The sequence below is a fragment of the Pseudomonas sp. LBUM1648 genome (assembly GCF_059716145.1).
The window spans coordinates 2,610,200-2,622,934 of sequence record NZ_CP166808.1; the positions used below are offsets into that span (position 1 = coordinate 2,610,200).

Here is a 12,735-nt window from a genome sequence, read left to right on the forward strand (position 1 = left end):
GCCACTGGCCTTATCGCGTGCAAGCCCGCTCCCACAGGTTTATCGTCGGATGCAAAATATGTGTACGACACAAAACACTGTGGGAGCGGGCTTGCCCGCGATGCTTTTAGAATCGAGTTTGCACTGCTAGCTCAAAGGTTCGCGGCGTACCCAAATAGTACGCCGGCGAAACATGCGCAAATTCGGCATACACCTCATTGGTCAAATTGCGCACTCGCCCGGTAACGGTGGTGTGCGAATCAACCTTGTAACTGAGGAAACTGCCGAACAGCGTGTACGACGGCACGGTCATGGTGTTGGCGTTATCGGCAAACACCGACGCCACGTAACGCGCATCGACCCCGCCTTGCCACTGCGGCGAGAAATCATAGGTCAGCCACAGATTGCCGACCCGGTCCGGAACGTTGGTCGGTGTGTTGCCTTTGCGCGACACGACCACGCCAGCCGCATTCTTTTCAGTGAAGTCATCGTACTGCGCGTCGACCCAGGCGAAGTTACCCTCGGCCAGCAGTTTGTCGGTGATCCGCAACGAGCTGGCAATCTCGATCCCTTTAGACGTCTGCTGACCGACCGGGATGCTGCTGGTCGGGTCCAGTGGGTCGGTGACGGCAAAGTCCTTTCGTTCAATCGTGTAAGCCGCCAACGTCGCCGAGCCGCGCCCGTTCAGATAATCGAACTTGCTGCCGATTTCCCATTGCTTGCCGGTCGAGACGTCGAAGTCTTGCGTGCCGTTGGGCTGCTCGGCGGCGGTGCTGTATTGCACGTAGACGTTAGCCGATGGGATGAACTGATAGGTCAGACCCGCGCGACCGGTGATTGGCTCCCAACTGCGCTTGAGGTGCTTGGGGTTGGTGGCGGTTACGGTGCGGTGGTTGGTCACGTCGAGATCGATGTCGTCATAACGCAGGCCGGTGAGCAGTGACAGTTTGTCGGTGAGCGCCAGCCGGTTTTCCACGAACAGCGCTTTGGTGGTGACTTCGTTGGTCTTGTCGCTGATCAGCTTGGGATTGGTGCCGGGAATGTCATAGAAATGCCCCGGCCGGTAGTTGTTCGGGTCAACCGTGCTCACGTCTTTGATGTTGAGCGGCGAGTTGGTGGTTTGATTGACTTTGTACTCGAAGCCGCCTGACCACGTTGTATCCAGACCCAGCAGCGTGTTGTCGTGGCGCAGTTCGAACTGGTTGCCGTTCTGCTCGCCCTGATGCCGTACCTGATACGCCGTCGAGCGATTCACCGCCGTGTTGTCGGCGTTGTACTGGTAGGTTTCCAGGTTGCGGTAATCGCGCTGGCTGTCGAGGTGATACAGGGTATTGCGCAGGGTGATGTTGTCGTTGATCCGGTAGTCGATGATCGAGCGCACCCAGATCGTCCGCTGTTCATATCGACCGTCTTCGACGTTGTAGTTGTTGAAGCGATTGTGTTTATCGATCTTCAACTCGCCGGCCTTGGGGTTGAGCACCGGGGTGCCCCAATACGGACTGTCTTCGTGTTCGTCCTGATATTCCAGCGCCAGGGTGTGCGACAGGTTCGGCGTGAGGTCGCTGAGCAATGAGAACGCCACGCTCCAGGCATCGCGTTCCTGGCGGTCGATGTAGCCGTTACTGGTGTTGTGGCTGACGTCGAGACGTGCGTAGTGCTGCATCTCGCTGCTCGGGTCGGTCAGGGCATGGTTGAGGCCGAACGCGGTTTCGGTGGTGTCGTAAGTGCCGTAGCTGACCCTGCCTTCAACAGCCTGTTCGTCGCGGGTTGCCAGTTTGGTCACGTAGTTCAACGAACCACCCACAGAGCCTGCGCCGTTGATCAGCGATGACGGGCCACCGACCAGTTCCACTCGATCGTAAATCCACGCATCTACCGGGCGGGCGAGTCCGCCGGACACGTTGATGCCGTTGAACATCTGGGTGATCTGGCTGCTGGTGAAGCCGCGATAGGAGACGAAGCCGCCAAAGCCTGGCGGTGCGCTGGCATTGACGCCGGGCAGGGTGTTGGCGGCGTCCTGGAAGTTCTGTGCGCCGTGGCGTTCGATGTCGTTGCGATTGGCGATGGCCACCGAGGCGGGCGTATCGCGCACGCTCAAGCCGAGGCGCGAGGCCATGCCGCTGGATTGGTCGATGTTTAGGCCCGGTTCGGTGCCGGACTCGCCGTCGATGGTGATCGGCGCCAGATCCACAGTGGATTGCGCCCAGACGTTAACGGACAGGCAGCCGCACAGGCTCGCCAGCAGAGTGAGTTGTTTCATTGTTGAATCCTGAATGCTTGTCTAGGAGTCAGCGCACAGGCGAACGCCGCGCGTTGGCGCAGTGGGCTGACAAATCAAAAAGGCAAGAACACTCAGGCGAGCGGTGGGGCGCGAGGGTTGGCCGAGGGCCAGGTGGAGCGGGCTGGGAGGTCGGCGCTGACGATCGGCGCCAGTGGCGGACTGTGTTGTTCCGGCAGGATCGCCAGGGTCAGGCTGGAATTGAACGCCGGGCCCATGCCGCCTGTTGAGCAAAGTGGGCAACCGAAGGCTTTGGACAGGGTTGGCAGTTTTTCTTCGGACGGGTTGGCAGCGAGCGGCGCTTGCGTCGCCGGGTCCACGGTACAGAACTGGCCGCCGATACCGTTGAGCTGCATGCCGACCATCTGTCCGTGTCCGATGCTGCAGACGAACACGTTGAACAGGACGCAGCAATAGAGCATCCAGGCCAGCAGTGAGCGATCGGAACGGGAGAATTTCATGGGGCGGCACTTTACCGTACCGCTGATCGGTCGTGCACTTGAAAAAAATGCGACTAGGATGATTTGTTCAAATCCCTTTCAAGGATTTCAACCATGACCTTTGTGTTGGCTCAATGGCTGGTGACAACGTTCGCGGTAATCGCCCTGGTACATGTGTATTGGGCGCTGGGTGGGCAATGGGCGGCGGTGGCGGCGGTGCCGCAAGTACCGGTGGAAGGTTTTGTGAAAACGGTGCGACCGGCGTTCAAACCGTCGGGGTGGATTACTTTGGTGGTGGCGGCTGCGTTATTGGCGATTGCCGCTTTGGTGTGTCTGCGGGTCGGGTGGGGAATGCCGGCGGTGCATCACAAGGCGCTGCAATGGGTGATCAGTGCGATTGCGCTGTTGATGTTTGCCCGGGCGATTGGTGATTCGAATCTGGTGGGATTCTTCAAGGAGGTGAAAGGCTCGCGGTTTGCGCGGCTGGATACGTGGGTGTATTCGCCGTTGTGTCTGGCGTTGGGAGCGGGGTTGTTGGCCGTGGCTTGGATCTGAAAAGCAGTATCAAAAGATCGCAGCCGCAGGCTGCGATCTTTTAAAGGGTTAGCTTCCGCTCTCAGTCCGCCGACTGCTGACCTCGGCCGGCACATCATCCCCAGCCATGCGCTTGCGGAACAACGCCGCCCGCGCCAGCAGCAAAGTGGTCACCGGCACCGTGATCGCCAACAGAATCGGAATCAGCCATGCATGTATCACCGGCCCGGACTTCAGCGCCGAGAAGCAGATAATCGAAGCCAGCGCCACGCACCACGCTCCCAGCGTCGAGGCCAGTGCCGGCGGATGCATGCGCTGGAAGTAGTCCTTCATTCGCAACAAACCGGTCGCGCCGATCAGCGCAAAAATGCCGCTGAGTACCAGCAGGATCGCCACCGGAATCTCAACCCATAGAGACAATTCAGCGTTCATTCGATCACCTCGCCACGCAGCAGGAATTTCGCCAGGGCAAACGAGCCGACGAAGCCGAACAGCGCAATCAGCAGCGCCGCCTCGAAGTAGGTGTCACTTGAATAACGAATGCCCAGCGTCAGCATCATCAACATGGCGACGATGTAGAGGTAATCCAGCGCCAGAACCCGATCCTGAGCCGAGGGTCCTTTGAACAGCCGAACCAGCGTCAGCACCATCGCCAGCGAGAACAGAAACAGCGTCAGCAAAATTGCGTTCGACAGTAATGGGCTCATTCGAAAATCTCCATCAGCGGTCGTTCGTAAGCAGTCTTGAAGTGCTCAATGAACTGCGCTTCGTCATCCAGATCCCAAACGTGCAGCAACAAAATGCTGCGATCCAGTGCCAATTCCGACCACACCGTGCCGGGCACCACCGTGCAGATCATCGCCAGCGTCGCCAGACCGTGAGCATCGCGCAGGTCGAGCGGCACTTTGACGAAGCACGAACGAGGTGGGCGGCGGCCGGCATTGAGCACACCCCAGGCGACGATCAGATTGGACATCACCACGTCACGACCGACGAGGAGGAACAGGCGCAGCATCGTCCCCGGGCGGCGGATGCGCACTTGTTTCGGGCGTAACTTGCGCATCATCAGCGGTGCAGCAAAACCCAATATTGCGCCGAGCAGCAGATTGCCCGGGCTGATCGACAGGTTCAGCGTCAACCACAATGCCCATAGCGCGAACGACAGTAACGGTGCAGGAAATACGCGCTTCATGGCTGTACCTCCAACTGGGCTGTCTTGGCTTCCGGACTCGGTACGGCGCGGGTGCCGAGCACCGCCATCACGTATTGCTGCGGGTTGTTCAGGGCATCGGCGGTGGCCTGGGTATAGCGCAGCAGCGGTTCGGCCTTGAAGGTCAGGGCGATGCTCAATCCCAGCAGCAGGAAGATCGGCACGCATTCGAGTTTGCGCAGCAACGGTGATGGGCGCTCCTCCGGTGTCCAGAAGCGTTGGATACCGAGGCGCGAGAACGCCATCAACGAGGCCAGTCCGGACAGGATCAGCAGTGCCAGCAGCGCCCACGCCGCGTTTGAAATTTGCGCGTCGGTACCGAGGCCCAGTGGATTGAGCAACGCACCGATCAGGCTGAGTTTGCCGATGAAGCCGGACAGCGGCGGCATGCCGATGATCAGCAGGGCGCAGGCAATGAAGCTCAAGCCGAGAAACGCCATGGTCCACGGAATGACCTGACCGACCACGGCTTTCTGCTCGTCGTCGAGGTTGATGCCTTTGGGCGGTTGCAGTGATTCCTGCGGACGAGGCAGCAATTCGCTTTCGTCTTCCAGCGGGATCTCATTGGCCGAGCGCGAACGTTCGATCAACTCGGAAAGAAGAAACAGCGCACTCAATGCCAGTGTCGAGCTGACCAGATAGAACAGCGCGGCGCCAATCAGGTTCGGCTGGGCGAAACCAACGGCCGACAGCAGAATCCCCGCCGACACCAGAATGCTCAGGCTGGCCATGCGTTCCAGGCGTTGGGCGGCAATAATCGCCAGTGCCGCGCAGGCCATGGTCGCCATGCCGCCGTAGATCAGCCAGTCAGCACCAAAGAACGCCGAAGCCCCTGCTTGCCCGGAAAACAGCAGCGTCCACAGGCGCAGCAGGGTGTAGACGCCGACCTTGGTCATGATCGCGAACATTGCCGCCACCGGTGCGCTGGCCGAAGAGTAGGCCGGTACCAGCCAGAAGTTCAGCGGCCACATGCCGGCCTTGGCCAGGAACGCTACCGCGAGAATTCCTGCGCCGGCGTGCAGCAAGCCTCGGTCGGCTTCCGGCACCAGCGGAATTTTCAGCGCCAGATCAGCCATGTTCAGGGTGCCGGTGACACCATAGATCAATGCCGCGCCGATCAGAAACAGCGACGAGGCGAGCAGGTTGATCGAGATGTAATGCAGCCCCGACGACACCCGTGCCCGACCGGAGCCGTGCAGCAACAGGCCATAAGAAGCGGCGAGCAGCACTTCGAAGAACACGAACAGGTTGAACAGATCTGCGGTCAGGAACGCGCCATACAGACCCATCAACTGAATCTGGAACAACGCATGGAAGCTCGATCCCGCGCCGTCCCAGCGCGCCATCGCAAAGAGCAGGGCACTGACGCCGATGATCCCGGTCAGCACCAGCATCAGTGCCGACAGGCGATCGACCACCAGCACGATGCCGAACGGCGCCTGCCAGTTGCCGGGCAGGTATACGCCGATGGAGCCGGGCACGCCGGTGGTCTGCGTCCATTGCAGCAGCATCACGGAAATGAACAGGCCGATGAGGCTGGAGAACAGATTGATTTTCGCCTTCAGCGGCCGGTGCTTCTCGCCGAGCATCAGCATGATGGCGGCGGTCAGCAGCGGCAGCAGAATCGGTGCGGCGATCAGGTGAGTCATCGCCATCATTCTTTAGGCTCCCGGCCGTCGACATGGTCAGTGCCGGTCAAGCCGCGCGAGGCGAGCAGAACGACTAGGAACAGCGCGGTCATGGCGAAGCTGATGACGATTGCAGTGAGTACCAGTGCCTGTGGCAGCGGGTCGGTGTAGTGCAGCAAGTCTTGCGTCACGCCGTCCTTGATCACCGGTTCCTTGCCGATGAACAGGCTGCCCATGCTGAAGATGAACAGGTTGACGCCGTAGGACAGCAGGCACAGGCCCATGACCACCTGGAATGTCCGTGGCCGCAGGATCAGCCAGACGCCGGATGCGGCGAGGACGCCGATGGCGATTGCGATGACTTCTTCCATCAGACGGCTCCTTTGCTGGCGACGGACTTGGGCAGCGCTGCAGTCTTGTGACCACGCACCGATTGGTGGGCGAGGGCGGTGAGGATCAACAGCGTCGAGCCCACGACCACCGCGTACACGCCGATATCAAAGAACAGCGCACTGGCGATATGGATGTCACCCAGCAGCGGCAGGGTGAAATGCCAGGTGTGGGTGGTGAGGAACGGGTAACCGACGGCCATAGCACCGAGACCGGTGGCGGTAGCGAACAGCAACCCGGTGCCCATCCAGCGCAGGGGCCGCAGACTCATTTGCGCCTCGACCCACTGCGTGCCGGCGACCATGTATTGCAGGATGAACGCCACCGACATCACCAAACCGGCGACAAAACCGCCGCCCGGCTGGTTGTGCCCGCGCATGAACAGATAGCACGACACCACCAGCGCAATCGGCAGCAACAGGCGCACCAGTACCGCCGGCACCATCATGAAACCGAGCGCGGTGTCGCTGGCCGAGCGCGGGTTGACCAGATCGGTGACCACGTCCGGCGCCAGCAGGCGTTGCTGGGCTGGCAGTTGCAGGCTTTCTTTCGGCGGGCGGAAGCGGCGCAGCAGCGCGAATACAGTCAGCGCCACGGCGACCAGTACGGTGATTTCACCAAGGGTATCGAAGCCACGGAAGTCCACCAGCATCACGTTGACCACGTTGCTGCCACCGCCCTCGGGCATGGCGCGGCTGAGGTAGAACGAGGAGATATTGTTTGGCGTCTGCCGCGTCAGCATGGCGTAGGACAGCAGTGCCATGCCGCCACCGACCGCAATCGAAAGCAGCAAGTCGCGCAGACGACGAATGCGCGCCTTGCGCAGGCTGCTCGGCAATGGCGAGACTTCTTCGATCCGACGTGGCAACCAGCGCAGACCCAGCAGGATCAGCACGGTGGTCACCACTTCGACCGCCAGTTGCGTCAGCGCCAGATCCGGTGCTGAGAACCAGACGAATGTCACGCAAGTCATCAGCCCGCAGACACTGACCATCGTCAGAGCTGCGAGACGGTGATACTTGGCCTGCCACGCGGCACCGAGAGCGCAGGCAATTGCCAGCAGCCACAGAGTCACGAAAACAATGGAACCAGGAATCTTCGGCCGGTCGCCCCAACTCAGGCTGCTGTGCAGCATCGGAATCAGGCCGGCGAGCACGGCCGCCAACACCATAAGGAACAGCTGCATTTGCAGGCGTCGGGTGCCGAGTCGGCGTTCTACCCGACGGGCCATGCGCATCATCACCACCAGGCTGCGCTCGAACAGGCGTTTGCCGTTGAAGCGGCCCACCAGTGGCGGATATTTGAAGCGGCCCTGTCTGAACTGATTGCGCAGCAACAGGTAGAGCACGATGCCGCCGGACATGGCGATCAGGCTCATGATCATGGGCGCGTTCAAACCATGCCAGATTGCCAGGCTGTATTCGGGAAGGGTGCCGCCGACTACCGGCAACGCCGCAGCGGCCAATAATGGTCCGACGATTTGTGCCGGGAAAATCCCCACCAACAGGCAGGTGAACACCAGCAATTCCACCGGCGCACGCATCCAGCGTGGCGGTTCGTGCGGGGTGTGCGGCAGGTCGGTGGCTGTCGGGCCGAAGAACACATCGACAGTGAAGCGCAGCGAGTAAGCGACGCTGAACGTGCCGGCGATGGTCGCGACAATCGGCAATGCCGCTTCAACCCACGCCGTGGCGTTGATGAATACGGTTTCGGCGAAGAACATTTCTTTCGAGAGGAAGCCGTTGAGCAACGGCACGCCGGCCATCGAGGCACTGGCGACCATGGCCAGTGTTGCGGTGAACGGAATCAGCTTGATCAGTCCGCTGAGTTTGCGGATGTCGCGGGTGCCACTTTCGTGGTCGATGATGCCCGCGGCCATGAACAGCGAGGCCTTGAACGTGGCGTGGTTGAGGATGTGGAATACCGCAGCGACGGCGGCCAGCGGACTGTTCAGCCCCAGCAGCAAGGTGATCAGGCCGAGATGGCTGATGGTCGAGTAGGCCAGCAGACCCTTGAGATCGTTCTGGAACATCGCGCAATACGCGCCGAGCAACAGCGTACAGGCGCCTGCGCCGCTGACGATGTAGAACCATTCTTCACTGCCGGACAGCGACGGCCACAGGCGCGCTAGCAGGAACACCCCGGCCTTGACCATGGTTGCCGAGTGCAGGTACGCGGAGACGGGCGTTGGCGCCGCCATCGCGTGGGGCAGCCAGAAGTGGAACGGGAACTGGGCGCTTTTGCTGAGTGCGCCGACAAGAATGAGGGGTAGCAGAATAGGGTAGAGGGCATGTGCGCGAATCTGATCGCCGGCGGCCAGGACCTTGTCCAGGTCATAGCTGCCGACGACATGGCCGAGGATCATGACCCCCGCCAGCAGGCATAGTCCACCAGCACCAGTAACCATCAACGCCATATAGGCGCCGCGACGAGCGTCGGCGCGGTGGTGCCAGTAGCCGATCAGCAGGAAGGAGAAAAGGCTGGTGAGTTCCCAGAAAAACACGATCTGGATCAGGTTGCCGGAGATCACCAGACCCAGCATGGCGCCCATGAATGCCAGGAAAAACGCGAAGAAACGCGGCACCGGATCATCCGGCGACATGTAATAGCGGGCATATAAGGAAACGAGTGTGCCGATGCCCAATACCAGCATCGAGAACAGCCAGGCGAAGCCGTCCATGCGCAGGACGAAGTTCAAGCCGAGGCTGGGCAGCCACATGAATTCTTCGCGGATCACGCCGCCGTGGGCGATTTGCGGGTACAACATTGCCACCTGGACGGTGCCGATCAGAGCGACCAGACCAGCCAACAGGGATTCGGTATTACGCGCGTTGTGTGGCAGCATCGCTGCCAGACAGCTGCCAATGAATGGCAGAAGCAGTAGAACTATCAGGGACATAGGCTTCTAATCTGCGGAAGTTTGTGAAGCATCATACGTGCCAGCTCCCTGATCACCAAACGCGAGGATGTCTCAGAATCCTACAAAGTAGTCTGGATATTTGTGTTTGGCCTTGTTTCAACGGCGAAAAAAGATCGCAGCCTTCGGCAGTTCCTGCAGGAAAACGCATTCCAATGCAGGAGCTGCCGAAGGCTGCGATCTTTTGATCTTTGCTTTCAATTGCCGTTGTCGTTCTCCAGCGCGCCCTCAGTTTCAACGGCAGCTTTACCCTTGGTCTTCAACTCACTGACAATCACCGCCGCCACAATCAAACCGGCCCCCACCAGCGCAATCGCCGGCAACCGCTCACCGGCGATCCGCCCGACTATCCCGGCCCACACCGGCTCACCGGCATAGATCAACGTCGCCCGGGTCGGCGAAACACTCTTCTGCGCCCAGTTCATCGCCACTTGAATCGCCGCACTCGCCGCGCCCAGGCCCAGCGCTGACGCCAGCAACAGCCAGGAGAAGTCCGGAATCGCTTCACCTGTCGGTACCACCATCAAGAATGACAACACCGAAGTCGTCGCCAGTTGCACCACGGTCACCCGGCGTACATCAACCTGGCCTGCGTAATTGCTGATCAGAATGATCTCGGCCGCAATGGCAATGGCGCTGATCAGCGTGGCAATCTCGCCCGGGCTGAAATTCAGTGAAGCGCCGGACGGTCCAGACAACAGCATCAACCCGGTAAACGCCAGCATGATCCCGATGCTCGGCATCAACCCCGGTCGGCGCCCCAGCACCAGCCATTGCAGCAACGGCACGAATGGAACATAAAGCGCGGTAATGAATGCCGATTGACTGCTCGGAATCGTTTGCAGTCCGACTGTCTGCAAGCCGTAACCGAGCATGATCGCCACGCCGATGAAGGCGCCGGCCTTGAGTTCGAACAGGGTCAGTTCGCGCAAATGGCGCCACGAGAACAAGGTGACGATGGCTGCCGCCGCTGCGAATCGCAGACCGACAAAAAACATCGGCCCACTGACGGTCATCGCGTGTTGCACCAGCAGAAAGGTGCCGCCCCAGACCATGGTGATCAGCACCAGGACGCACTCGGCTTTGCTGAAACGGGAGAAACGGAGGGAGGTGTCGGGGCGATTCACTGACGTCATAACCTTGCGCACTATAAAAGGCAGGACGCACAATGCGCCCAACGTTGCGCAGTATACTGCCCAACCCCACCGAGTGAGCAATATAGTGCCCAAAGATTCCAGCCAACGAACCTCCGTCCTGCAACACGTCAGCCAAAATGTCCGACGCCTGCGCCACGCGGCCGACATGAGCCAGACCGCGCTGGCGGAAAAATCCGGGGTGAGCCGGCGCATGCTGGTGGCGATCGAGGCGGGCGAAAAGAATGTCAGCCTGACCACCCTCGACCGTGTCGCCGAAGCGCTCGACGTCGCTTTCAGCGATCTGATTCAGGCGCCCGATGCTCGTGATCCGAGCCGCATCAACGAGGTGGCGTGGGCCGGCGTGATTCCCGGTAGCAAAGCGGTATTGCTGTCGAAGGCTACCGCGACCCGTGAAGTCGAACAGTGGGAATGGTGCCTGCAACCCGGTGAGGTCTATCCCTCGCAGCCGGATGCCGACGGCTGGAGCGAACAGATCTACGTGTTTGAAGGCTGCCTGACGTTAATGCTGGGCGATCAGTCGCAGCCCATCGGTGCAGGGGAGTTCTTCATGTTTGCCAGCAATCAGCCGCATGCCTATCGCAATGACGGGGATGTCGCGGCGCGGTTTGTCCGTAATGTGGTGATTTGAATGAGTCAGCGCGCAGATATCCTGATTATTGGTGGTGGCCTCAGCGGCACGATGCTGGCGGTGCAATTGCTGCGTCTGCCCGGTCAGCGCAAGATTCTGATCATTGAACCGCGAGCCGAACTGGGGCGGGGCGAGGCTTACAGCGCTGTCGAATTGGGCCATACGCTTAATGGCAACGCTGCGCGGATGAGCGTTGACCCGGATAACCCGAATGACCTTACGCAGTGGCTGACCGAGCATATTACCGCCGGTGGCTGGCCAGAGTCGGCTGAGCAAGATGTGCCTGTCAGTGAACTGTTCCCGCCTCGTGGGTTGTTTGGCATTTACGTGCAGCAGCGGTTGGCCGAGGCGCGCAGTGTCGGTGCGCAACAAGGCTCGACCGTCGAGCATGTACGCGCAGAGGTCGTCGACCTGCAAACCGATACCGATTCGGTACAACTCACTCTGAGCGATGGCCAGCACTTACGGGGCACATACGCGGTGCTCGCCACCGGTATGTTCCCCGCCGCGCGCACGCCGCAAAAGCAATCCAGTGGCGTTAATGCCGCGGCACTTGATCCGTGGGATGTCACGGCCATGCGTCAACTCGATCCACAATCGACCGTGCTGATTATCGGCTCCGGCCTGACCATGGTTGATGCCGTGGTCTCGCTGGAGCAGGCCGGGCATCGGGGGCCGATTGAAGTGTTTTCCCGTCATGGGCTGCTGCCCCATGTGCGGCGCCAACCACCGGTTTGGGTGGATTTCCTCGCTGAAGATCACAACATTCATTCGCCCCGGCAGTTGCTGCACGAATTGCGTCGACATTGCCGCGATGCCATCGCCCAAGGCATCGACTGGCAAGCACCGCTGGACACGGTGCGCGCGCACATCGGACGGTTGTGGAGTAAGGCGACTGACGTGCAGCGTCGACAATTCGTACGTCATGTTCGGCCCTGGTGGGAAAGCCATCACCATCGTTCGCCGCCTCTGAGTGCGCAGCTGGTTGAGCGTCTGCATGACGAGGGACGTATGCGGATTCAGGCCGCTTCTTTCAAAGGGCTTGAGCCGTGCGCGGAGGGTGAGGTGAGTATTCGCATTCGTCGCCGTGGTGAAGCGGAAACCTGCTTAGTTCGTGGCGCGGCGTTGATTAATTCAAGCGGTATTGAGTACGACTGGCGGCGGGTCGCGAGGCCGTTACCGCAGCAGTTATTGACGCGTGGGCTGGTTAAACCGGGGCCGCTGGCGTTGGGAATTGCGGCTGCGATTGATGGCGCAGTGCTGAACCAACACGGACACGCGGCAGATCGGTTGTTCGCCATGGGCCCGCCGTTGCGCGGAATGTGGTGGGAGAGTACGGCGGTGACGGATGTGGCGTTACAGGCCAAGGCGTTGGCGGGGCGATTGGGTGCTGAGCAAGGCTGAGGATTAACGTTGCTGATCAGGGCCTCTTCGCGGGCAAGCCCGCTCCCACAGTGTCCGAGTCGTACATGTGGTGTGTGAACAACACTGAAACCTGTGGGAGCGGGCTTGCCCGCGAAGAGGCCGGTTCAGCCAATGACTATCGTGGTATCGCATCTAACAGCGTCCTGTTT

At 60.4% G+C, this 12,735-nt stretch carries 12 protein-coding genes; 3 read left to right on the forward strand and 9 right to left on the reverse strand.

Going from position 1 to position 12,735, the window contains the following annotated elements:
• Positions 1 to 106 precede the first annotated feature (106 nt).
• Both ACA043_RS12095 and ACA043_RS12100 read right to left on the reverse strand, forming a co-directional pair.
• The gene (locus tag ACA043_RS12095; protein ID WP_497659301.1) at positions 107 to 2,239 is read right to left on the reverse strand and encodes a TonB-dependent receptor; all 2,133 of its coding nucleotides are present in this window, start codon (positions 2,237 to 2,239) and stop codon (positions 107 to 109) included.
• 92 nt (positions 2,240 to 2,331) lie between these two features.
• Entirely contained in the window at positions 2,332 to 2,718 is a 387-nt protein-coding gene (locus tag ACA043_RS12100) for a DUF2946 domain-containing protein (RefSeq protein WP_187680716.1), read from the reverse strand.
• Positions 2,719 to 2,811: 93 nt separating this feature from the next.
• Between ACA043_RS12100 and ACA043_RS12105 the strand changes: the two genes are divergently transcribed.
• Positions 2,812 to 3,252 carry a DUF3995 domain-containing protein gene (locus tag ACA043_RS12105; protein WP_497659302.1) on the forward strand — a complete coding sequence of 147 codons (441 nt, stop codon included), beginning with the start codon at positions 2,812 to 2,814 and terminating at the stop codon, positions 3,250 to 3,252.
• 48 nt (positions 3,253 to 3,300) lie between these two features.
• Here the strand turns inward: ACA043_RS12105 and ACA043_RS12110 are convergent, their stop codons facing one another.
• The 7 genes from ACA043_RS12110 to ACA043_RS12140 form a co-directional block, all read right to left on the reverse strand.
• The gene (locus tag ACA043_RS12110) at positions 3,301 to 3,663 is read right to left on the reverse strand and encodes a Na+/H+ antiporter subunit G (RefSeq protein WP_187680714.1); all 363 of its coding nucleotides are present in this window, start codon (positions 3,661 to 3,663) and stop codon (positions 3,301 to 3,303) included.
• A complete protein-coding gene (locus ACA043_RS12115) occupies positions 3,660 to 3,938 on the reverse strand; it encodes a K+/H+ antiporter subunit F (protein ID WP_007910754.1) in 279 nt (92 codons plus the stop codon). Before ACA043_RS12115 ends, ACA043_RS12110 begins: the two co-directional genes overlap by 4 nt.
• On the reverse strand, positions 3,935 to 4,423 hold the full coding sequence (locus ACA043_RS12120) for a Na+/H+ antiporter subunit E (RefSeq protein ID WP_497617713.1): 489 nt from the start codon (positions 4,421 to 4,423) through the stop codon (positions 3,935 to 3,937). Before ACA043_RS12120 ends, ACA043_RS12115 begins: the two co-directional genes overlap by 4 nt.
• Positions 4,420 to 6,099, reverse strand: a complete 1,680-nt coding sequence (locus ACA043_RS12125) for a monovalent cation/H+ antiporter subunit D (RefSeq protein ID WP_497659303.1) — start codon at positions 6,097 to 6,099, stop codon at positions 4,420 to 4,422. Before ACA043_RS12125 ends, ACA043_RS12120 begins: the two co-directional genes overlap by 4 nt.
• A complete protein-coding gene (locus tag ACA043_RS12130) occupies positions 6,096 to 6,440 on the reverse strand; it encodes a Na+/H+ antiporter subunit C (RefSeq protein ID WP_007910763.1) in 345 nt (114 codons plus the stop codon). Before ACA043_RS12130 ends, ACA043_RS12125 begins: the two co-directional genes overlap by 4 nt.
• Positions 6,440 to 9,358, reverse strand: coding sequence for a monovalent cation/H+ antiporter subunit A (locus ACA043_RS12135; protein WP_497617714.1), 2,919 nt, complete (start codon positions 9,356 to 9,358; stop codon positions 6,440 to 6,442). The genes ACA043_RS12130 and ACA043_RS12135 overlap by 1 nt, the downstream gene beginning before the upstream one ends.
• A gap of 215 nt (positions 9,359 to 9,573) precedes the next feature.
• Positions 9,574 to 10,512 carry a DMT family transporter gene (locus ACA043_RS12140; RefSeq protein ID WP_489880077.1) on the reverse strand — a complete coding sequence of 313 codons (939 nt, stop codon included), beginning with the start codon at positions 10,510 to 10,512 and terminating at the stop codon, positions 9,574 to 9,576.
• A gap of 85 nt (positions 10,513 to 10,597) precedes the next feature.
• On the opposite strand from ACA043_RS12140, the gene ACA043_RS12145 reads away from it, so the two are divergent.
• The gene (locus ACA043_RS12145) at positions 10,598 to 11,161 is read left to right on the forward strand and encodes a helix-turn-helix domain-containing protein (RefSeq protein ID WP_497659304.1); all 564 of its coding nucleotides are present in this window, start codon (positions 10,598 to 10,600) and stop codon (positions 11,159 to 11,161) included.
• On the forward strand, positions 11,162 to 12,565 hold the full coding sequence (locus ACA043_RS12150; protein WP_497659305.1) for an FAD/NAD(P)-binding protein: 1,404 nt from the start codon (positions 11,162 to 11,164) through the stop codon (positions 12,563 to 12,565).
• Positions 12,566 to 12,735 lie beyond the last annotated feature (170 nt).

What these genes read in the sequence shown, in the direction of transcription:
- ACA043_RS12130 (WP_007910763.1), bottom strand. Translation starts at nt 6,440, where the DNA reads ATGGAAGAAGTCATCGCAATCGCCATCGGCGTCCTCGCCGCATCCGGC.
- ACA043_RS12105 (WP_497659302.1), top strand. Translation starts at nt 2,812, where the DNA reads ATGACCTTTGTGTTGGCTCAATGGCTGGTGACAACGTTCGCGGTAATC.
- ACA043_RS12140 (WP_489880077.1), bottom strand. Translation starts at nt 10,512, where the DNA reads ATGACGTCAGTGAATCGCCCCGACACCTCCCTCCGTTTCTCCCGTTTC.
- ACA043_RS12095 (WP_497659301.1), bottom strand. Translation starts at nt 2,239, where the DNA reads ATGAAACAACTCACTCTGCTGGCGAGCCTGTGCGGCTGCCTGTCCGTT.
- ACA043_RS12150 (WP_497659305.1), top strand. Translation starts at nt 11,162, where the DNA reads ATGAGTCAGCGCGCAGATATCCTGATTATTGGTGGTGGCCTCAGCGGC.
- ACA043_RS12110 (WP_187680714.1), bottom strand. Translation starts at nt 3,663, where the DNA reads ATGAACGCTGAATTGTCTCTATGGGTTGAGATTCCGGTGGCGATCCTG.
- ACA043_RS12100 (WP_187680716.1), bottom strand. Translation starts at nt 2,718, where the DNA reads ATGAAATTCTCCCGTTCCGATCGCTCACTGCTGGCCTGGATGCTCTAT.
- ACA043_RS12115 (WP_007910754.1), bottom strand. Translation starts at nt 3,938, where the DNA reads ATGAGCCCATTACTGTCGAACGCAATTTTGCTGACGCTGTTTCTGTTC.
- ACA043_RS12120 (WP_497617713.1), bottom strand. Translation starts at nt 4,423, where the DNA reads ATGAAGCGCGTATTTCCTGCACCGTTACTGTCGTTCGCGCTATGGGCA.
- ACA043_RS12125 (WP_497659303.1), bottom strand. Translation starts at nt 6,099, where the DNA reads ATGATGGCGATGACTCACCTGATCGCCGCACCGATTCTGCTGCCGCTG.
- ACA043_RS12135 (WP_497617714.1), bottom strand. Translation starts at nt 9,358, where the DNA reads ATGTCCCTGATAGTTCTACTGCTTCTGCCATTCATTGGCAGCTGTCTG.